Raw genomic sequence first — 20,393 nt, forward strand, 5'->3', positions numbered from 1 at the left:
TATTTAGTTTTATAATATTAATGCTAATTTTCATTTTATTATTTAAGTTTTGAAATATTATTTTAGACTTCAAGTGTATAATTTGAGGAATGGTTAATTTAAATTATTATTGGATGATGTCATTTCTTCGAAACATTTATATAAGGAAAAAGGCAATCTACTTCCGGCGTAGAGTATATCATATAAAAATTGTATATATGTTGACTTATTTAATCATGCAATGCTCAAAAAATTATAAAAATACTAAATGAAAAGTATTGTTAATTGTATGACTATAAACGGCAGCGTTAATTCTTGTTAAGAGCATCAAAACCGTTTAAATATAAGATGGGTCAATTTAAAACTAGTATAATAGATATATATGATTAAGATCCAAAAATATGAGGTTTTACGATTAGTGGTCAAGTTACACAAATAAAATATTGTAAGTGGTGCGGTAAACCATTTGAAGTGAAATCACCAAATCAGAAATACTGTCCAGCTGATATTAGTAATTGTAGTAGGGAAGCTAAGCGTGAAAGCTGGCGTAAAGCATCAGGAAAATACAGGAAGACTTATAAGGATATTTCAAACATTCCACAGGAGTATAAATTAGGATCTGGACTTTTAAGCTGTCACTCTCAGGTTGATTTTGATAAAGAATATCTTGCTATACAAAAAGAAAAGAAAAGATTAAGATTAAATGGAGTAGTGATAGGTTTAAGTATGGGAATTCAACTTACTTCCAGGTCTTTTATTGATGATATTTTACAGAGGGGGGTGGCTCCTTTTTTCGATAATCCTCAGTTGTTATTTTTAGTTATAGTACTTGCAGGAGTTCTTATTTTTGGAGTATACCATGAGTAATACATTAGCTCACTTTTTTATATAAACCTATGATGGTTAATTATGGTATAAAATAATTGTCCGTTTATTATTAAATTAATAAAAAAAATGGTGAGTTTATGGAAATATTTTTAGTAGAACTAATTGTTATTTTGATAATTTCATTACTTATAGTAATAAAATCAGCAGATATCTTTGTTGATAATTTGGTAGAAGTCGGTGCTTTGTTGGGGATATCTCAAATAATACTGGGAGTTACAGCTTCGGCTATTGGGACTTCTCTGCCTGAATTTGGTTCTGCTATGATAGCTACTTTAAGCGGCAGTGTGGATATAGGAGTTGGAACTGTAATTGGATCAAATATATGGAACATTGCAGGGATATTGGGTATAACTGCTGCTTTTACAGGAGTTATAAAATCAGATACTAAAGGGCTTAAAAGAGACGGAGCAGTTACACTTGCCACAGCGCTTATACTCATGTTTTTCATGTTATTTGGGGATATTGGAAAAATAGCAGCTATCGTAATGATAATTGTATATGCAATTTACCTGAGAAGCTTGATAAAAGCCCAAAAAAAGGATACTGAAGATAATAAGGTTAAAATTGAAGAAAAATCTGAACTTGAAAACATTAATGAAAAGTCTGGATCCAAACTTAAATCAATTCCTCCTAAGAGCATAGCATGGATATTAGTTGGATTTGCAGGACTGGTAATAGGATGCAGGCTATTAGTTTACAGTGGAACTGGGATTGGGGAGATTTTAGGTATCCCTGAGATGATAATGGGCCTATTTGTGCTTGCTATTGGAACAAGTATCCCTGAACTTGTGGTTACATTTTCATCTGCCATGAAAGGTTTGCATGATTTATCAATAGGAACCGTTCTTGGAAGTAACACATTCAACATACTTATAGGAATTGGAGTACCTGCCCTTATTTTGAACGTTCCTGTAGACCATACTTCACTTATCTTCGATGCTCCTGCGATGATTTTTGTTACAGTACTGCTGTTATTACTTATAAAAAAAGATATGAAACTTACAAGAAGCAATGGATTAATCTTGCTGGCAACATATATAGCTTATGCAGTAATAAGAATATTTGTATTAGGGTGATACTATGTATAAAAAAGTATTGATTACAAGTACTGGGGAATATTTAGATGAAATAGTTGAACATACTCTTGATTTAGTGGATGGAAGATCGATAGAAATTATTGGCCTTTATATTGCAGATACATCTGCACCTTTCCTGACTCCAAGTAAAGTTAAACAGATGATGGTTAACGAGTTGAAAAGCAAAGGAAAAGAAGTTTTAGAAAGCATGGGGCAGAAATTCGAAAATGCAGGTTTAAATTTCAAGCCGATGCTTATTGAGGGGGATCCTGCAGAAAAGATAGTTGAAACTGCAGAAGATGAAAATGTAGATGTAATAATAATGGGAACTGGAAAAAGCAAAATAGATAAGCACCTGCTTGGTAGCGTATCTGAAAAAGTTGTCCACTCCGCTCCATGTACCGTCCTTTTGATAAGGTCAAAACATAAACCTTTAGAGCAGATCCAGTAGATTTAATTAAAAAATAAATAAATTATATTTTTTATTTTTATACTCTTTTTTCAATAGATTCTTCAATTAATTTTAATTCCACGTTGTCTTCAACGATTTCAGCAAGCCTATCGATTGAATACTTCTTAAGGTTCTCAAAATTGTCTTCACTAAAACCGAGCATATCAAGACCATTTTGGGTTCTTAAATGATCTGTAAAGAACCTTCTAAAGGTGAAATTGTGGAATATTCCGTGAAGATATGTACCTGCAGTATAACCATTCACTGCACCGTCATATGGGGATGATGGGTGATTTCCACATCCTTCAATGACCTCAAATAGTGGTTTGGATTCTCCAAGAAGTGTAAGGCCTTCATGCAGTTCGTATCCCTTTACAGAATCTCCTTTTATTTCTTTAAATATTCCGTTTCCAAGTATGCTTGCTTTGCTTTGAGTTACAATTTTGTCAATTCTGTCAAATTTAGTTTTAGCATCTAAAATACCAATTCCTTCCACGCTGCCGTGTTTGGATTCTTTAAATGATTCATCAATTATCTTTTTTCCAAGCATTTGGTATCCGCCGCATATCCCAAAAACAGGTATTTCATGGGATAAATTGGCAATTTCATCGGTGAAACCAGCTTCATTTAAAGCTAACATATCGTTAACAGTGTTTCTTGTCCCTGGAAGTACCAGTGCATCTACATTCCCTATTTCATCTCCCATTTCTATTAATTTTATACCAACATCAGGTTCGTATTCAAGGGGATCTATATCTGTAAAGTTAGAGATCCTTGGGAGACGCATCACTCCAACGGTTACTTTTTCGTTTTTACTGTATTTTCGTTCTGATAATGATGCAGAATCTTCTTCCGGAAGTTTTAAGCTTTCATCATAGGGTAAAACTCCAAGTACTGGAGTTCCTACAATTTCTTCAATTTGACGTATTCCTGGAATTAATATGTCAAGATTACCCCTGAATTTGTTGATAATTATTCCTTTTATCCTTTTCCTGTCTTTTTCAGGAAGCAGGGCAAATGTTCCTGCAATTGATGCAAAAACCCCGCCTCTATCAATATCTGCAACTAATATAACATCGGCATCTGCAATTTCTGCTATTTTCATATTTGCAAGGTCTTTGTCCAGCATATTTATTTCTGCAGGAGAACCTGCACCTTCTATCACTATTATATCATACTTTTCCTTTAACGTATCTAAAGATGTTTTTATAGCTTTTAAAGCTTTTTCTCTAAATGAATTCTGGTAATCATAAAAATTCATATCATTAACAGGTTTTCCATGCACTATTACCTGGGATATGAAATCTTCCTTGGGTTTAAGGAGGATTGGGTTCATATGGTATGAAGGTTCAATGCCTGCGGCCTCAGCCTGCAGAACCTGCGCAATCGCTATTTCTGCATTTTCATGAGTTGTATATGAGTTAAGGGACATGTTTTGAGATTTAAACGGTGCAACATTGTACCCTCTCTTTGAAAATATTCTACAAAGTGCAGCTACAACAACACTTTTTCCAGCATTTGATGAAGTTCCCTGTACCATTATGCATTTGGTTTTATCAGAACGCAAAATTCAGCCTCCGTATATGTTAAATTAAAAATGATCTACCTTTAATTTTAAATATTTTAAAATTGTTTCAATATTGTTTTCAATTATATTAAAAGTAATTTTATTATGTTATAATTCCTAAAAATAGTAATACTGGTGATATGATATTATGGAAACTTCTGTATTTCAAAATAATTTACTGCGCCAAAAAATCAAGTTGAGGGGATAATTATGATGAGCAAAAAGATTGAAGTACCTAAAACTGTATCTAAGACTGAAAGTGCCTTTTTTAATGAGCTTAAAAATTTTAAAGGGGAAGAAGCCACTATTATACTTTTAAATGGCAGTTCAGTACACGCTAAAATAATTTCTATTGAATTCAAAAACTTAAATTTCATTGTAGAGTATGCTGATGGTATTAAAGAAATGATCAGCGGTGGAGCAATACAAAGTGTAAGATTGGGAAGTAAAATTGAAAAAGAGTAAGATTGTTTATTATTTAAATTGATACAACTTATTTTTAGATATTTTCAGTGTATTGCAAAGGGTTATATAATGTGAATTCTAATTGATTATTCCATTTATTAAATAAAATGAAAATGCATATTCAAATAAATAAGTAGGTAAATAAACTCATTTCTCAGTTTATCCTGCATTTATCCTAAAATGCATGGTTAATTTTTAGAAAAATTTTTGAATAATGAGTTTTATTCTAATTGATGTTAAAATTTGTTTTGCAGACATCGAGGAAATTATAGAAACGGATTTCAACAATTATAAATATGAAATCAGTCATAAAATTATCCTAAAAAGAATTTAAAATAATTAATTGGTTAAATTTAAAGTGAAATATTTTTATAATTCAAGAAACGAAAAGTAGATATTTATATATAACAATATTATATATCAATAAAGTTAATATTCCATAAAGTTATTATAAATAAAAATGTTGATTTTTAAATATAAAATGAAAATAGGAGGTTGTCATGAATCATGGCAAATCTAAATTCAGACTCAAGTTCAAGCTCAAATTCATTCAATTTAAGAACTTATAAAACATCAGAGGAAATTAAAGTCCCTGAAAAGATCATTGATCAAATCATAGGTCAAGAAGAAGCAGTTGAGACTATTAAGAAAGCTGCAAAACAGAGAAGGAATGTTCTTTTAATTGGAGAACCTGGAATTGGTAAATCCATGCTCGCAAAGGGAATGGCAGAACTGCTCCCTCCGGAGGAACTTCAAGATATCCTGGTTTATCCAAATATTGAAGATAATCATAACCCTCTAATTGGGACTATGCCTGCTGGGGAAGGTAAAAAAATAGTTGCAAACTACAAAGCCAAAGCAAAATCCCAGGAAGAAAGGAAGAACATGTTCACAATGATCATAATCTCATTTATATTAATCGTGGGATTTGTGGTGAACCAATTTTTCATGGCTTTAATAGCAGCAGCAATTGTTTTTGTTGCACTTCTACAAATAAAACCTAGAACTACAGTTATGATTCCTAAGCTTCTTGTAAGCAATGAAAACAACATTACTGCCCCTTTCATTGACGCAACAGGTGCACATGCAGGGGCTCTTTTAGGTGATGTAAGGCACGACCCATATCAATCAGGAGGATTAGGAACTCCTGCCCACGAACGTGTTGAAGCTGGAATGATTCACAAAGCCAGCAAAGGTGTTCTTTACGTGGACGAAATTGGGACCATGCATATGAAAACTCAACAAGAATTACTGACTGCTATGCAGGAAAAGAAATACTCAATAACTGGGCAGAGTGAAACAAGCAGTGGGGCAATGGTTAGATCCCAGGCAGTTCCATGTGATTTTGTACTTGTAGCATCTGGAAACCTTAAAGTACTTGAAGGAATGCACATAGCACTTAGGTCAAGAATACGTGGATACGGTTATGAAGTCTTTATGAAAGATTCAATGCCGGACACACCTGAAAATAGGGATAAATTGGTCCAATTTGTAGCTCAAGAAGTTGAAAAAGATGGTAGGATACCTCACTTTAGTAGAGAAGCAGTTGCTGAGATTATAAGGGAAGCTCAAAGAAGAGCTGGTAAAAAAGATACACTTACTTTAAGATTAAGAGATTTAGGCGGTCTTGTAAGGGCTGCAGGTGATATTGCAAAAGGAGAAGGTGTAGAGCATGTCACTTTGGAGCATGTATTAGGTGCTAAAAAACTTGCAAGGACACTTGAACAGCAAATTGCAGATCGTTACATTGGCCAGAAAAAACAATACGAAACTTTTGCATCTGAAGGTGGAAAAATAGGTACTGTAAATGGTCTTGCAATAATTGGAGATAGAAGTGGTATAATTCTCCCAATAGTTGCTGAAGCTGCTCCTGCCCAAAGTAAATCTGAAGGTAAGATCATTGCCACAGGTAAACTTGGTGAAATTGCCAAAGAAGCTGTTCAAAACGTCAGCGCTTTAATTAAAAAGCATACTGGAACAGATATATCAAGCTATGATATACACATACAGTTCCTGCAGTCTTATGAAGGTGTTGAAGGAGACAGTGCAAGTGTTTCAGTAGCTACAGCAGTAATTTCGTCACTGGAAAACATTCCAGTAGACCAGTCAGTTGCACTTACTGGTTCACTAAGTGTCAGGGGAGATGTTCTCCCTGTAGGTGGAGTGACTGGTAAAATTGAAGCTGCAGCAGAATCAGGAATTAAAAAGGTTTTAATACCTAAATCAAATATGAATGATGTTATGATTGAGGAAAGATACAGAAATAAAATTGAAATAATTCCTGTAGAAAACATGAGTGAAGTATTGGAACATGCATTACTTGGAAAAGATAAAAAAGGTCTTCTTGACAGAATGCAGAAAATCACCAATATGGTGCCTAACATAGGTTTACAAAATCCAACAACTCATTAAGTTGAATCTTGAAAGGAATTTTTTTCCTTTCATTTATTTTTATATTTAAAATAGCATTTTATTTTAAATGGATTGAATTATAAATATCATAAATATTTAGGATGAATTATTGTTATGCTAATTTTGATTACATGCATTTTAATATTTGCCTTAATTAATGATAAATAGAAAAATGAAGGAACGATAAAGATGGAAAAATTAAGATTTTTTGATTTAGATCTCTCTGATGAGATCAAACGAGCCATTGCAGATATGGGATTTGAAGAAGCAACTCCAATTCAGTCGCTTGCAATTCCCTACATATTAGATGGAAAAGATGTTATAGGACAGGCTCAAACTGGAACCGGAAAAACAGCAGCATTTGGAATTCCAACCTTGGAACGAGTAGATCCAGATAATAAAAGTCTACAAGCTGTAATTTTATGTCCTACAAGAGAGCTTGCAATTCAGGTAGCTGAAGAACTCAGAAAGCTTTCGAAACACATGAGAAAACTCAATGTTTTGCCAATTTACGGTGGTCAACCAATTGAAAGGCAGATTAAATCCCTTAAAAAAGGAGTACAGATTATTATAGGTACTCCTGGACGTGTAATGGATCATATGAGGCGTGGAACCTTAAAAATGAACAACGTTAAAATTATGGTCCTTGATGAAGCAGATGAAATGTTAGATATGGGATTCAGGGAAGATATAGAAACAGTTTTACAGGACATGCCTGAAGAAAGACAGACTCTACTTTTCTCTGCTACAATGTCTAAAGCAATTTTAAATTTAACTAAAAGATATCAAAACAATCCTGAATTTTTAAAGGTCATTCACCAGCAGATGACAGTTCCAGAAATTCAGCAGATATACTTTGAAGTTAAAGAGAAAATGAAATTAGAACTTTTGTCCCGTTTAATAGATATATATAACCCTCAGCTATCTCTGGTATTTTGTAATACCAAAAGAAGGGTTGATACTCTTGTAACTCACCTTCAGGTAAGGGGATATCTTGCAGATGGACTTCATGGAGATATGACTCAAGGACAAAGGGATAGAGTTATGTCCAAATTCAGATCAGGCCAGATTGAGATCCTTGTTGCAACAGACGTTGCAGCCCGTGGAATTGATGTAGGTGATGTGGAAGCTGTATTTAACTATGATGTGCCTAACGACGATGAATATTATGTACATAGGATAGGTAGAACAGGTCGTGCAGGTAAATCCGGCCGTGCATTCACATTTGCTTCAGGTAGAGAAATTTATCAGCTTAGGGATATACAAAAATTCACCAAAACAAAAATTGAACAGCACAGAATCCCATCTTTAAGTGATGTTAAAAAAATCAAGACAAATATGTTCTTAGATGATATAAAACACGTCATAAACACAGAAGATCTGGAAGATTACACTACAAAAATTGAAAGGCTAATTAAAGAAGATTACACATCTATCGAAATAGCTGCTGCTCTTCTAAAGATGATAATGACCAAGAAAGACCAGAAGGAGTCTGGAGATGAAGGCTTTGGAGATACTGGTGCAAGTCCTGGAATGGTAAGGTTCTTTATCAACGTCGGACGTAAACAGAGGGTAAAAGCGAAAGATATAGTTCGGGGCATTGCAGAAGAAACAGGACTTTCAAGCAAGATAATTGGAAAAATAGATGTTTTTGACAAGTTCTCATTTGTTGAAATTCCAGAGGAAAATGCAGGTGAAGTCTTATCTATAATGGGCAGATGTAAAATCAAAGGTAAGTCTGCAAATATGGAACCTGCAAATAAAAAGTGAAATTAAGTAAAAATTAATTTTACTTTTAATTAAATTCTATTTTTTTAACAGATATGTATTTTAGACCTATTTTTAAACGCTTATTTTACAGCCCCTTTTTGGCAGAAGTATCCATTGGGTTCTCCTTGTTCTAAGTTATTTTCTTTGAATACATCACAGTTAGGGCATTTACACATTTTACTGGGGTTAAGATCACTACATGTTGCTGTTCCTGTTGCACAGTACACTCCGGGAACATCTGAAGGTTCTGGACTCATACCCCTCATGGATTCTTGAAGCATTTTCATTTTTGTTTGCGCGCATTCGCTTTCAGCCTGAACTGGGCATTGTGGACATAAGCATTTTGTGATATTTTCCCTTGTAAATTCAATTTTTGGTTTCATTTTTTCAGGAGTGTCTGTCTTGGCTGTTCCGCCCATCATTCCCCTTGTGAAAACCGTTTGCCATAGTCTTTCGGTTATTATAGTACCTATAACTCCACCGATTGCTCCGAGAACTGTCCATAAAATGAGGGATAATATTAGTTCAGCAACTACATTTAATCCTAATAACATTCCACCTGCACCATAAGCTAAAACTACTATTATACTTAATACTGCAGAAACTATCCCCGTAATTAGTCCTGTAATAGCCCCATGTGTGGCACCATTTTTTATATTTACATCAACGATGTAACCAACGGCTATGCCTGCTATAAACATGCTTAAATAAAAACCAACTGTTCCTCCTGCAGCTCCAAAAATTATAGTTAATATTATCGCTAGAATAAACCCAATAATTATGGCTTTCCATTTAATCATTTTTTCTCTCACCTATTTAAATCATCTTTTGTATTAATATATTTTTTATTTTTATTATTAATTTTGATTTGAAAAAAGGTAATCTTTATTTTAAATCGTTCAGTTAATCAAATTGAAAATCTAAAAAGTGATTATTTGTCTTTTTTAAATAGTGGAATGTATAAAAAATCAATAATTAGAGTTATATTTTTCATATTAAATATAAAATAGATATGAACAAATAAACAAATATTATATTATGGAAAATCATAAAGTAATTTCTTCGAGGGACAACGGCGACTTTGTGATAACGGATTCATTTTTAAAACTATGTATAATATTGAAAGAGTTAAAATATGATAATGGCAGGGCTATTCTAGTTATAGGATCTCCAGGAACTGGTAAATCATCCAATATTTATAAGGCTTTGGAAAAACTTGATTTAAGTTATTATGAACCAGTTTTATTTTTAGACAACACAAAAAAAAGTTCATTAGATGTTTATAAAGAATTAATAAATGGAATAAAAGAAGATTTTGGCATTGAAAGAAAAGAAGAAATATTTAGTAGACTTTCAAACTATGATGTTGTACTGGTAGCAGATAAGATACTTGATTCTGAATCTTTAAATGAAAAAAAGATCGGGCTTGGTGAATGGATTAAAAATAAAGGTTTAAAATCAATTCCATTTTATTTGATCATATTGTTACAGTACTTGATAAATAAAAGAAAACTACTCCAAATAAATTTAGTCGTGCACATGACATGGGCCATTGAGATTAGAGGGTATAAATATGATTTAATCACGGATTTCAGTATTTTTTCTAAAATACTTTCTCTGTTTTTAAAGATATTTTTTGATGTGATTGAAATATCTTATTCAGAGGAAGAAACAATAAAAATAGTAAAAAATCATTTTTCATGCATTGATGATGAAAAAATTAAATTTTATATTGAAAAATATGGAAATAAGCCTCGTTATATATTGGATGCCTTAGAAAATAAAACCATGGGCCATGACGGCCAAAAGCATAAGTCGATGAAAACTAGTGGTAAACCTGGAAAATAATAAACAATTTCATTGGATTAATTAGATCTTACTTAAAAAATGAAATTTAAAAAAAATTTAATTATTTTATTGCATCAGCAACAATTTGAGCTACAGAAATGAGGCTCACATCTGATCGCAGGGTATCTGTGGCAATTACATCATCAACATCCGCTGCAAATATTTTAAGCAGTGCATCTTCAACCAGTACTGGGTGGACGCATGATACAATTACCTTTGTTGCGCCATGTTCTTTTAAAATTTTTGAAGCATTAACTATTGTACCACCAGTGCTTATAATATCGTCAATTATAACAGCTTCCTTCCCTTTAACATCAAGATTTTTTGGTTTTGTTTCTACAACTTCTGGGGATAACCTTGTTTTCTCAAGATAATCATATTCACAACCAAGAATTTCAGCAATTTCCCTGGCAAATCCGAGTGCACCTTTATCTGGTGCAACAATTACTGGGTCATTAATGGTTTCTTTAATATGATCTGCGATTGGTTTCATTGCAGATAAGTTATGTACTGGGATCTGGAAGAATTCCCGGATATTGTCTTCATGTAAATTTATACAGAATATTTCATCAGCACCTGCAGCTTCAAGTAAATTTGCAATTATAACAGCTGAAACGGCTTCTCCACTTTTAAAGCGCCTTTCTTGCCTTCCGTATCCAAAATAAGGAATTACAACTTTTATTTTTTTAACGCCCATGCTCTTTAAATTTTTAAGAATTAAAAAAAGTTCTATTAAATTTTCATCCTGAGGATAACCTGTTGATTGGACAACAGTTACTTCTTCATCCACTTTTCCTTTTATACGGACATACCGTTCTCCATCTGGGAATCTTTTGGTTTCTATTGGGATTAAGGAACATTCAAGTTCTTTCGCGATCTTTGCAGCTAATTTTTGTGAAGCGGATCCACCTATAATCATTAAAATCACCTATACTTTATAGATATAATCAATAATTTATTTAACTTTATATTTTAAGAGAATTACTTAATTATATGTTTACAATGAGTATTAAAACCAATCTATGAATTAACTTATAATTAAAATTGGCATATAATCTATTTAGATTATTCATTAAGAACTTATTTAATTACATTTGCATGGATGTAAAACTAAATTAATTTATAAATACAATTAAAATTTATTTGTATTTTTAGTATAATTGGTTAAACCAATCTCTAAATTAACTTGTTAAAATTACATATAATAACTTAAATAATTTGCATGAATCTAAACTAAATTAATTAGGAAATACAATTAAAATTCATCTTTATTTCATTATTATACTGATTAACTTATTTATATTTCTTTTTTAAAGATGAAATTATTTATTTATATGTTTATAGGGATGTAAAACTTTTAATATTATGAAATTAACCTATAATGTAATTAAAATCCTAATTTCAATTATTTAGTAAAGTTCATAATCATAATGAAGTTAACTATTCCATATTTTGCTAACTTTATTAATAAGTATTTTATACATATAGTTCTATAAGATAAGAAATTATATGTAAATTGAATTCAGTTCTATGAAATAATTGAATGGTAACATTTTAAATCATATAACGATTGATTAATAAATTTTTTATTAAATACTGTACTTTGAAGGATGGTGTATTAGAATGCATGAACTTTCAATGGCTGATGCCATAGTAAAGACTGCAATTGATGTTGCAGAAAAAAATGACGCTCAGGAGATCACTGAAGTAACTATAGAAGTTGGAAAACTTGCCATGCTTAATCCAGAACAGCTTAAGTTCATGATTGAAGTTTTAAGTGAAGATACTCTTCTTGAGAAAGCTGAAGTTATAGTTAACGAAATTCCGATTGAGATAAAATGCAGGTCCTGTGACTTTGAAGGACTGGCAGTTTCAGATGATTCAGATCATTATGTACCAATTGTTTCCTGTCCGGAATGTGAAGAACGAAATGTTGAAATAATTAAAGGAAGAGAATGTAACGTTAAAACTATTAAAATAGAGAAGGAGGATGAAGATGCATAAAATAGCAGAAGTAGAAATACAACACGATATCATGGTTGCAAATAAGAAACTTGCACAAAGAAATCAGAAAATATTCGATAAAGCAGGCGTATTTGCAGTTGATTTTTTAGGGGCAATAGGCTCTGGAAAGACATCACTTATAGAAGCACTCATAGAAAAAATGGATTACAAAATAGGTGTCATAGCAGGTGACGTAATAAGCAGATTCGACGCTGGAAGAATTGAAAAACACGATGTACCTGTTGTAGGACTTAACACTGGAAAAGAATGTCATTTAGACGCTCATCTTGTAGAACATGCTCTTCATGACCTTCCACTTGATGATATGGAATTACTTTTCATAGAAAATGTTGGAAACCTTATCTGCCCCGTTGATTTTGACCTCGGTTCACATATAAGGATGGTTGTAATAAGCGTGAGCGAAGGGGACGATACAGCCGAAAAGCATCCTCTGATCTTTAAGGATGCGGATATTGTGGTTATTAATAAAGTCGATATTGCAGAAGCGGTCGGTGCTGACGAAAACAAAATGGTTAATGATGTTTTAGAGCTTAATCCTGACGCAATAGTCATAAAAAGTAGCCTAAAGACTGGTGAAGGACTGGATGAGATTATACAAAGCATCCAGAAATTTATGGATGAAGCCTAATTGAGGCCAATAGCAGGTGATGTATTGAAAGTTTGGATTGATTTAGTAAATGCGCCGCATGTGAGATTTTTTAAGAGCATAATTGATTATTTGAAAAATGAAGGGGAAGAGGTGTTTATAACAACCCGTAAATTTGGAGATATACATAAACTCCTTGACCTTTTTGAAATAGAGTACACATCGGTTGGAAAACATGGAGTTACATTATCACAAAAACTTGAGGAAAGTACAAAAAGAGCATATGAACTTTCAAAACTAATTGCAAAAGAAAAACCCGATGTAGCAGTGTCAAAACACTCAATTGAGCTTCCAAGAGTTGCATTTGGTTTAGGAATACCAAGTGTTTTTGTTTTAGATAATGAACATGCTATCGCTGCAAATAAGCTTACTTTATCCCTTTGTGATAAAATAATAATCCCTAAAGCGATTGATGTGTGGGATGTTCTTAAAACAGGCGCTGATCCAAACAGTTTAATCAGGTATACTGGTACTTCTGAACTTACTCATTTTAAAGACTTTAAATATAATGAAGATATCTTCGATGATCTGGAATTAAATTTAAAGAAAGAAAAAACAATTTTAATGAGAACTGAACCTGCTCTTGCATCTTATTTGGATGCAGATTGTAAAACATCTGTTTTATCCCCAATTGTAGATGCATTAAAAGACCATGCAAATATACTGGTGATCCCGCGATTTAAAGAGCAGCAGCAGATATTTGAAAACGATCCTGACGTCACTTTAATAGAACCTCCTGTAGATACATTCAGCCTCATGAAAAAATGCGATCTTGTAATCGGCGCCGGGGGAACGATGAACAGGGAAGCTGTACTTTTAGGCACTCCGGTTATTTCATGTTATCCTGGAAAATTATTATCTGTGGATAAATATTATGTAGATAACGGCTTTATGAAGAGATCTACAAATGTAGATGAAATTATAGATATTGCATTTGAATTGTTATCGGACGGCGGGAACGTAAAAGAAATAAAAACAGAGGATTTATTTAATCTAGTTGTAGATCACATTTACAAGTCTGCAAATGGTTAGTAGTTTAAAATTTATTTTCTAGGAAAGAAATAACATTCAAATTTTTTATTTTTGAACGAGGATTTTTTTTTGATCAATCCTTTTTTCTCTGAAAAAAGGTTGAAATGGTTGTAGATCACATTTACAAGTCTGCAAATGGTTAGTAGTTTAAAACTTACTTTTTTTATAAATAAAAATCTTTAAATTTCTTCTTTTAGTATAATGCGTTTGTAAAAAATGATATTATAAAATTCAATAAAAAATCAGTTTGCATTTCAAAATTAGATTTTTAATTTAAAATGATGGACTGGCCGGGATTTGAACCCGGGGCCTCCGCCATGCCAAGGCGACACTCTACCACCTGAGCTACCAGCCCTTATTTAAACTTGATATTATAAAATATAATATCGAGTATATTAACACTTTGACATCATGATATTTAAACCTAATGTTGCATGTGTGTTCATTTTGAGGTTATCTTTATGATTTCATGGGACTACTATAACATTCTAAGAAATAAGGTTTATTAATGGATTTAATATCCTTGATAATTACTATTTGTAATGCTTTCTGGTTATAGATGTCTAATTACTATTTTAATATAGTGGAGATTAAAATATGGAAGATATTAAAATAAGAAGTACATTGGAAGAAGATTTTGTTGAAATAGCTGATCTGGCAGAAAACTGCAGCCCTATGGAGACTGAAAGGAACTCTATTTATCATATATTTACTAAATTTTTTAGAAGCACATCTTTTGTGGCGGAATTACCTTCAGGGGAACTGGGTGGATTTATTTTAGGGTTTATATCTCAAGAAAATCCTGAAGAAGCATATATTCATCTCCTATGTGTTGACCCGAAAATGAGGGGTAAACATGTTGGAAGGAAACTGGTAGAAAGATTCGCTGATGAAGCGGTTTTAAAAGAATGTAAAAAGATTTATTTAATTACAAAGCCTGTAAACTGGAATTCTATATCTTTTTATAAAAAACTGGGATTTCTGGAAGACAAGAGCAGGGAAACCATAAATATTTTGGGTACAAACGCTGTTAAAAATTATAATGGTATGGGACAGCATATGGTTGTTTTTTATAAGTTAATAGGTTGAATTCCGCAAACTTTTTAAGTAAATTTACTCTAATTAATTTAATAATAATAATGTTTAATATTGGATAACTTAAAATTCACATTTAAGTTTTTCACAGGTTATAACTGATTTTTATTAATTAACCAGTTATATTACTAAAATAACAAATTTTTAGAAGGAATAAAATTGGTTTTAATTGCTCAAAATCATTTACAATTTATAATAGAAGTAGGGCTTATGACGTTAGTTGGAGTAATGTTATTGCTTAATATTGTTCCAATATCATTGAGTATGGTGCTTTTTGTAATGCTTATTTTAGCAGTGGGAATCACGTTGTTATTTGGTTTTGATGCTGTATCTCTTTTACTTTTACATAATGCATATGAATTTACTCATTTTTTTGGTCCGATTGCTATATTTGCAGTTGTGACCTTATTGGCTGCTCTACCAATGATGAAAGAAGTAGGTATAAGAGTGGCTAACTTAAGAATATTTGTATTTCTTCTTATAGGTTTAATTGCAATTACTGGGAGTATAGTACATAGAATTTTCTTTCCAGTGTTGATTATAGGGATTTTGATTGGTTTATTTATCATATCAAAGTCGTTCCGTCAAAAATCTATTTTTACAGTTAAAAGAGTAATTGCAGTGATAGGGGTAATGATTATAGGTTTTGGAGCTTCTGAATTATTATCTGAAATCTTGCATATGTCTGTTTTGAGCCCGCTTTTAAGGGTAACAAGGCTTGAAGAACAAGCACTTCCAAGTCTTACATTAGTTTTAAAGAATGCGGCACTTATCGGCCATGTTCAGGGTTCAAGTTATTGGGGCATACTGGATACTGGATTTGCCAGCGGTTACATAAGTTTACCCTACCAATTAATTACATCACTCACTCTGCCATTTCCAATATTTTATGGGGTTTTATCAAATAAAAAAGATGTAATAGATTATTTCCTGCCAGGAATATTTGGGTACACATATGATTTTGGATACATTGCATTGATATGCCTTTTACTGGGGTGTATTGCGGTTATTTTCATAGGATTTAAAATACTTGCTGTCTACCGTGAGAAAAGGGAAATTGGTAATAGAAATTACCTTGGAAGGGAAGCTTTACTTATAGGGGCACTCGCTGCATTTTCAATTCAAGCGGTAGAAGGTCTGTTTTTCTCAAATAGGGATATAAATGGAAAAGCACTTGTAACTTTCATGTTTTTAGGTTCAATGGTTTTGGGTCATATTCTGATGGTAAAAAAAAGATAAAACATTATAGATTTTTAGATAAGACTCAATAAATTAAGTTTTATTAAACATGAAACTGTAACTCCAGATACAAAAGTCAGGATATCACAAATATCAAATGTTTAATACCATTAATAAGTTATAGTAATATGAACAAATTATAGTTTATTTTTAATAAATTAATAAGGGTGAACTCTCCAAAAAACTTTTAAATGAGTTTATGTATAGATGAGTCCGTATATATAAAAGTAAAATTTGAGATTAAGAATGTTTAAATGTTAAATTTTTTCTATCACATGGAAATAATTTCATCAAATTAAATTATATCATACTCAGAATAATCGAATAATAAGTCTCTCATGAGAGACCGTACAAAATTGAAATTTAGTGGGCCTCTTAAAATATTACATGTTCAAGGGCTGACAAATTTTCAATTTGTCGCGTCAAAATCGTAGATTTTTGATGCCCCAAACATAAATGTTTGAGGGCTTGGAGGAATAGAATTGGTTTTAATCGCTCAAAATCATTTACAATTCATAATAGAAGTAGGACTTATAATACAAATAGGGATCATATTACTGCTTAATATAGTTCCAATATCTTTGAGTCTCGTGCTTTTTGCAACGCTTATTTTGGCAGTAGGACTTGCTTTGCTGTTTGGTGTTGATGCTGGGCTTTTATTCGTGTCATATGCCCATGAATTCAGTATTCCCTATGGTCCAATAGCCTTATTTGCTGTTGTAACTTTACTCGCTGCTTTGCCAATGATGAAAGAAGTAGGTATAAGAGTGGCTAATTTGAGAATATTCATATTCCTGATTATAGGTGCAATTGCAATTGCTGGGGGAATAGTACACAGGGTTTTCCTGATCCTGTGGCTTTTAGGGCTTTTGATTGGATTCTTTATTATATCAAAATCCTTCCGCCAGAAATCATTCCTTACAGTTAAAAGAGTAGTTACAATTATCGGATTGGTGGTTGTAAGTTTTGGAGCTCTTCAAATATTAGCTGATGCTTTAAATATGTCTGTATTAAGCCCTATTTTAAGGTTCAGCCGGCTTGAAGAAAATGCTCTCCCAAGTATTACCATGGTTTTAAAGAATTCAGCCCTTTTAGGCCATATTCAGGGTTCAAGTTACTGGGCTTCAGCTGACACTGGATTTGCCAGTGGTTATGTGAGTTTACCTTTAACATTGATCACGATGCTTACTTTGCCGTTCCCAGTATTTTATGGAGTTTTAGTAAGTAAAAAAGACGTAATAGATTATTTCTTGCCGGGAATATTTGGATGGGCATTTGACTTTGGGTACCTTACATTGATCTGCCTTTTAATATACTGTGCTGGCGTGATTTTTGTAGGGTTTAAAATACTGCTGGCATACCGTGAGAAGAGGGAAAGCGGTAACAGGAATTATCTTGGAAGGGAAGCTTTGCTTATAGGGGCGCTCACTGCATTTTCAACCCAGGCAATAATGGGGCTGTTCTTCTCTAACAGGGATATAAATGGAATGGCTCTTTTAACATTCATGCTTCTGGGTGCACTGGTTTTAGGCCATGTTGTAATGGTAAAAAGAAGTACGCGTTAAAATTGAAATATGATTGGAGGAAAAAAAAATGAAAAAAGCATTGATATTATTGGGATGCCCTGAATCGCCTTCTCAGACTCCAATGGCTGTTTATGTTACATATAAACTTAAAAAAATGGGGTATGAAGTTACAACGGCAAGTACTCCTTCTGCAATGAAACTGCTGGAAGTGGGAGATCCTGCGGAGTTATATATTCAAAATAAAGTAGATATCGATTCATGTATTGAAAAACTGGACAAAGGTACTTTTGATCTTTTAGTAGGGTTTATTCATAAAGATGCAGCTGTTTCATACTTTGTAACTTTTTATAGTATATTGGATACAAAGTCTATAGCTATAGTTTTTGAAAAAGATGCGGATAAGCTTGCTGAATTTATAGATACCGTTTCAGAAAGTACAGATGCAGAAATTGTATCTGCAAGGGCTTATCACAATCCGACTCCACTCAGAGTGAAATTTGATAAAACCATCAAAAAGCTTGAAGAATCCAATGTTCTTTGAATTTAAAATTTAATAGGAATTAATCAATCTTAGGGGGATTTTATGTTCTGCCTTGAAACATATTTGCAAGAATCTGAAGATTATAAAGTATTAATAGCCAGAACAGGTTTTAAAGAAGCTATCGAAGTTATTAAAGAAAATGCTCTTGAAATAATCTACGTTAATCCGGGAGATAAGGTTTTAGGTGCTAGAATTATTGGAATACCTCCAATATCTGTAGGTATCAATGAAAAAAAAGGTACTGTACTGTTTCCTTATACAAAACCTTGCCATGGAACTGCAGTAGTTGAAATACCTGTTGGTCAAGAAGAAATAGACAATGTAAAGAAGTTAAATATTAAATAATGCTTCTTTAGCATTAACATTTATTTAATTGATACTACGTTATTAAATGTTTTAGTTTGAACTGATTTTATAGATACCAGTAATGTAATAATGCTTCTTTAGCATTAACATTTTATTTTAGGTTTTTTGGATATTCTTGTTTTAATTTTAAAATAATTAGAGAGTGAATTAAACAAACTTTAATGATGTCTTTTAAGCATTAAATTTTTAATTTAAATCAATGAACTCTTTTTTTAAATTATTTAGATTTATTAACACATCAATTTTTTAATTATCATCTTATTGTACTATTTATAAGTATACCACATAATTTATGATGTATTATTAATAAATATCATTATAAATAAAAGATTGAGGTGATAGTATGGAATTAGAGAATATTCCTGCTGAAGTACGGTGGGAAATTTCAACAAAAGCGACCATGGCATCAGCTGTAGGTTATGGGATGGCTCTCAGGCAAATATTGGATGAAGATACAGTTCGGCAGATTGAATTGGCTATCATGTCTGAGGCGGGAAAAGGAATAAAGAGTATGGCTGAATCTTTGGGTTTGCCTGCAGGAAATGCTAAGGAGGTGGATGATGCATTTGGAGTTATAGGGATGATTTTATGGGGAAAAATGGACTATAAAATCATTGAATCCAGCAGTGATAAGGTAGTTCAACGTATAACCCGCTGCCCAAATCTAAATTACCATGAGGAGATGAATGTTCCAATTATAACCATGCCTGATCTTTGTCAGACCTTTTCAACCAGTGCTGTAGAAGAACTAAATCCCAAATATACGCAGAGTTACAGTAAAAGAATGTGTGAAGGCGATAAATACTGTGAATACGTTGTTGAATTAAAAAAAATAAAATGATTCATTGTCTAATCTATAGTTAGTACAATTGCAAGGGCAGTTTTAAAACCAGAGATTATGCCCTAGGTTTAAAAGTATTGAATGACACGTAATAGCTGAAGGTTTCTAGCAGCTTCAAAAAGAAAAAAAGTTTTTAATATGAATTTACCAAGCTGTTTGCATGTTTTCATGAGGTATGTAACACAACAAAAAGCCATATATTTTATGACATATTATCAACAAAAGTATTATCATTGTGTAATCATGTTGAAGAAAATACATTAGTATTTGAAAATCTATGATTTTCGAAGCCGTAGGAAACTATGTTTCCTCGGACACAAATCAAAGATTTGTAGGGCCCGAAAACTGTCAAAATTTATAATTTTTGATGTTTGAGGAACGTAGTTCCTCAACCGCAAAAAACAAAGTTTTTTGCTGTTGAAGGAAATCCATGATTTTTTGGCAGTTTTTGAGGGCTATGTGTTCGACGGCCCAAAAATCCTACGGATTTTTGGAGGTTGAAGGAAAATCTCTTGAAATCTTCGATTTTGGAGCACGAAAAATTAAGTTTTTCGTAAGTTCTAATTTTCCGAAACATTCAAAAATCGAAGATTTTTGATGCATACAAAACTTAGGGTTTTGAGAAT

General features: G+C 32.4%; 20 protein-coding genes and 1 tRNA gene. 17 read left to right on the forward strand and 4 right to left on the reverse strand.

What is annotated here, in order from left to right; all coding sequences use genetic code 11:
• The first annotated feature begins 450 nt into the window (after positions 1-450).
• From ASJ80_RS01250 to ASJ80_RS01260, 3 genes are all read left to right on the forward strand, one after another.
• Positions 451-846 (forward strand): hypothetical protein, encoded by a 396-nt coding sequence (locus tag ASJ80_RS01250; protein ID WP_245837423.1) that lies wholly within the window; start codon positions 451-453, stop codon positions 844-846.
• A 98-nt stretch (positions 847-944) separates the two neighbouring features.
• Positions 945-1,943 carry a calcium/sodium antiporter gene (locus ASJ80_RS01255; protein WP_069583483.1) on the forward strand — a complete coding sequence of 333 codons (999 nt, stop codon included), beginning with the start codon at positions 945-947 and terminating at the stop codon, positions 1,941-1,943.
• A 4-nt stretch (positions 1,944-1,947) separates the two neighbouring features.
• On the forward strand, positions 1,948-2,394 hold the full coding sequence (locus tag ASJ80_RS01260) for a universal stress protein (RefSeq protein WP_069583484.1): 447 nt from the start codon (positions 1,948-1,950) through the stop codon (positions 2,392-2,394).
• 37 nt (positions 2,395-2,431) lie between these two features.
• Here the strand turns inward: ASJ80_RS01260 and cobQ are convergent, their stop codons facing one another.
• On the reverse strand, positions 2,432-3,934 hold the full coding sequence (gene cobQ / locus ASJ80_RS01265; RefSeq protein WP_069583627.1) for a cobyric acid synthase CobQ: 1,503 nt from the start codon (positions 3,932-3,934) through the stop codon (positions 2,432-2,434).
• A 237-nt stretch (positions 3,935-4,171) separates the two neighbouring features.
• On the opposite strand from cobQ, the gene ASJ80_RS01270 reads away from it, so the two are divergent.
• The 3 genes from ASJ80_RS01270 to ASJ80_RS01280 all read left to right on the forward strand — a co-directional run bounded on the left by ASJ80_RS01270 (position 4,172) and on the right by ASJ80_RS01280 (position 8,608).
• The gene (locus ASJ80_RS01270; RefSeq protein WP_069583485.1) at positions 4,172-4,426 is read left to right on the forward strand and encodes a hypothetical protein; all 255 of its coding nucleotides are present in this window, start codon (positions 4,172-4,174) and stop codon (positions 4,424-4,426) included.
• Positions 4,427-4,933: 507 nt separating this feature from the next.
• Positions 4,934-6,838 carry an ATP-dependent protease LonB gene (gene lonB, locus ASJ80_RS01275; protein WP_069583486.1) on the forward strand — a complete coding sequence of 635 codons (1,905 nt, stop codon included), beginning with the start codon at positions 4,934-4,936 and terminating at the stop codon, positions 6,836-6,838.
• 189 nt (positions 6,839-7,027) lie between these two features.
• The gene (locus ASJ80_RS01280; RefSeq protein WP_069583487.1) at positions 7,028-8,608 is read left to right on the forward strand and encodes a DEAD/DEAH box helicase; all 1,581 of its coding nucleotides are present in this window, start codon (positions 7,028-7,030) and stop codon (positions 8,606-8,608) included.
• Positions 8,609-8,688: 80 nt separating this feature from the next.
• Here ASJ80_RS01280 and ASJ80_RS16760 read toward each other — a convergent pair whose 3' ends face one another.
• Positions 8,689-9,408, reverse strand: a complete 720-nt coding sequence (locus ASJ80_RS16760) for a DUF5518 domain-containing protein (protein ID WP_176720229.1) — start codon at positions 9,406-9,408, stop codon at positions 8,689-8,691.
• 238 nt (positions 9,409-9,646) lie between these two features.
• Between ASJ80_RS16760 and ASJ80_RS01290 the strand changes: the two genes are divergently transcribed.
• Positions 9,647-10,456, forward strand: a complete 810-nt coding sequence (locus tag ASJ80_RS01290) for a hypothetical protein (protein ID WP_069583488.1) — start codon at positions 9,647-9,649, stop codon at positions 10,454-10,456.
• Positions 10,457-10,517: 61 nt separating this feature from the next.
• Here ASJ80_RS01290 and ASJ80_RS01295 read toward each other — a convergent pair whose 3' ends face one another.
• Positions 10,518-11,375, reverse strand: a complete 858-nt coding sequence (locus ASJ80_RS01295) for a ribose-phosphate diphosphokinase (protein ID WP_069583489.1) — start codon at positions 11,373-11,375, stop codon at positions 10,518-10,520.
• A 704-nt stretch (positions 11,376-12,079) separates the two neighbouring features.
• On the opposite strand from ASJ80_RS01295, the gene hypA reads away from it, so the two are divergent.
• The 3 genes from hypA to ASJ80_RS01310 are packed head-to-tail and all read left to right on the forward strand — an operon-like array spanning position 12,080 to position 14,159.
• A complete protein-coding gene (gene hypA / locus ASJ80_RS01300) occupies positions 12,080-12,460 on the forward strand; it encodes a hydrogenase maturation nickel metallochaperone HypA (protein ID WP_069583490.1) in 381 nt (126 codons plus the stop codon).
• Positions 12,453-13,109 (forward strand): hydrogenase nickel incorporation protein HypB, encoded by a 657-nt coding sequence (hypB, locus tag ASJ80_RS01305; protein ID WP_069583491.1) that lies wholly within the window; start codon positions 12,453-12,455, stop codon positions 13,107-13,109. Before hypA ends, hypB begins: the two co-directional genes overlap by 8 nt.
• Positions 13,110-13,133: 24 nt before the next feature.
• A complete protein-coding gene (locus tag ASJ80_RS01310; RefSeq protein WP_069583629.1) occupies positions 13,134-14,159 on the forward strand; it encodes a DUF354 domain-containing protein in 1,026 nt (341 codons plus the stop codon).
• Between the two features lie 282 nt (positions 14,160-14,441).
• Here the strand turns inward: ASJ80_RS01310 and ASJ80_RS01315 are convergent.
• Positions 14,442-14,514: transfer RNA gene (locus ASJ80_RS01315), tRNA-Ala, on the reverse strand.
• Positions 14,515-14,756: 242 nt separating this feature from the next.
• Between ASJ80_RS01315 and ASJ80_RS01320 the strand changes: the two genes are divergently transcribed.
• The 7 genes from ASJ80_RS01320 (at position 14,757) to ASJ80_RS16765 (ending at position 20,365) form a co-directional block, all read left to right on the forward strand.
• Positions 14,757-15,248 carry a GNAT family N-acetyltransferase gene (locus ASJ80_RS01320; RefSeq protein ID WP_176720230.1) on the forward strand — a complete coding sequence of 164 codons (492 nt, stop codon included), beginning with the start codon at positions 14,757-14,759 and terminating at the stop codon, positions 15,246-15,248.
• Between the two features lie 165 nt (positions 15,249-15,413).
• On the forward strand, positions 15,414-16,493 hold the full coding sequence (locus ASJ80_RS01325; protein WP_069583492.1) for a hypothetical protein: 1,080 nt from the start codon (positions 15,414-15,416) through the stop codon (positions 16,491-16,493).
• Positions 16,494-16,975: 482 nt separating this feature from the next.
• Entirely contained in the window at positions 16,976-18,058 is a 1,083-nt protein-coding gene (locus ASJ80_RS01330; RefSeq protein ID WP_069583493.1) for a hypothetical protein, read from the forward strand.
• 28 nt (positions 18,059-18,086) lie between these two features.
• Complete coding sequence (locus ASJ80_RS01335; protein WP_069583494.1) at positions 18,087-18,560, forward strand: DUF1890 domain-containing protein; 474 nt, start codon at positions 18,087-18,089, stop codon at positions 18,558-18,560.
• Positions 18,561-18,602: 42 nt separating this feature from the next.
• Complete coding sequence (locus ASJ80_RS01340) at positions 18,603-18,905, forward strand: DUF1894 domain-containing protein (RefSeq protein WP_048080812.1); 303 nt, start codon at positions 18,603-18,605, stop codon at positions 18,903-18,905.
• Between the two features lie 364 nt (positions 18,906-19,269).
• Positions 19,270-19,767: an L-2-amino-thiazoline-4-carboxylic acid hydrolase gene (locus ASJ80_RS01345; protein ID WP_069583495.1), complete on the forward strand. Its 498-nt coding sequence runs from the start codon at positions 19,270-19,272 to the stop codon at positions 19,765-19,767.
• 430 nt (positions 19,768-20,197) lie between these two features.
• A complete protein-coding gene (locus tag ASJ80_RS16765; protein ID WP_179288723.1) occupies positions 20,198-20,365 on the forward strand; it encodes a hypothetical protein in 168 nt (55 codons plus the stop codon).
• The last annotated feature ends 28 nt before the right edge of the window (positions 20,366-20,393 follow it).

Origin of the sequence: Methanobacterium bryantii (genome assembly GCF_002287175.1) — an archaeon.
GTDB lineage: Archaea > Methanobacteriota > Methanobacteria > Methanobacteriales > Methanobacteriaceae > Methanobacterium_D > Methanobacterium_D bryantii.

Bases quoted from the DNA above. Each gene is read 5' to 3' on its own strand.
- ASJ80_RS01255 (WP_069583483.1), top strand. From the start codon at position 945: ATGGAAATATTTTTAGTAGAACTAATTGTTATTTTGATAATTTCATTA.
- ASJ80_RS01260 (WP_069583484.1), top strand. From the start codon at position 1,948: ATGTATAAAAAAGTATTGATTACAAGTACTGGGGAATATTTAGATGAA.
- cobQ (WP_069583627.1), bottom strand. From the start codon at position 3,934: ATGGTACAGGGAACTTCATCAAATGCTGGAAAAAGTGTTGTTGTAGCT.
- ASJ80_RS01270 (WP_069583485.1), top strand. From the start codon at position 4,172: ATGATGAGCAAAAAGATTGAAGTACCTAAAACTGTATCTAAGACTGAA.
- lonB (WP_069583486.1), top strand. From the start codon at position 4,934: ATGGCAAATCTAAATTCAGACTCAAGTTCAAGCTCAAATTCATTCAAT.
- ASJ80_RS01280 (WP_069583487.1), top strand. From the start codon at position 7,028: ATGGAAAAATTAAGATTTTTTGATTTAGATCTCTCTGATGAGATCAAA.
- ASJ80_RS16760 (WP_176720229.1), bottom strand. From the start codon at position 9,408: ATGATTAAATGGAAAGCCATAATTATTGGGTTTATTCTAGCGATAATA.
- ASJ80_RS01290 (WP_069583488.1), top strand. From the start codon at position 9,647: ATGGAAAATCATAAAGTAATTTCTTCGAGGGACAACGGCGACTTTGTG.
- ASJ80_RS01295 (WP_069583489.1), bottom strand. From the start codon at position 11,375: ATGATTATAGGTGGATCCGCTTCACAAAAATTAGCTGCAAAGATCGCG.
- hypA (WP_069583490.1), top strand. From the start codon at position 12,080: ATGCATGAACTTTCAATGGCTGATGCCATAGTAAAGACTGCAATTGAT.
- hypB (WP_069583491.1), top strand. From the start codon at position 12,453: ATGCATAAAATAGCAGAAGTAGAAATACAACACGATATCATGGTTGCA.
- ASJ80_RS01320 (WP_176720230.1), top strand. From the start codon at position 14,757: ATGGAAGATATTAAAATAAGAAGTACATTGGAAGAAGATTTTGTTGAA.
- ASJ80_RS01335 (WP_069583494.1), top strand. From the start codon at position 18,087: ATGAAAAAAGCATTGATATTATTGGGATGCCCTGAATCGCCTTCTCAG.
- ASJ80_RS01340 (WP_048080812.1), top strand. From the start codon at position 18,603: ATGTTCTGCCTTGAAACATATTTGCAAGAATCTGAAGATTATAAAGTA.
- ASJ80_RS01345 (WP_069583495.1), top strand. From the start codon at position 19,270: ATGGAATTAGAGAATATTCCTGCTGAAGTACGGTGGGAAATTTCAACA.
- ASJ80_RS16765 (WP_179288723.1), top strand. From the start codon at position 20,198: ATGATTTTTTGGCAGTTTTTGAGGGCTATGTGTTCGACGGCCCAAAAA.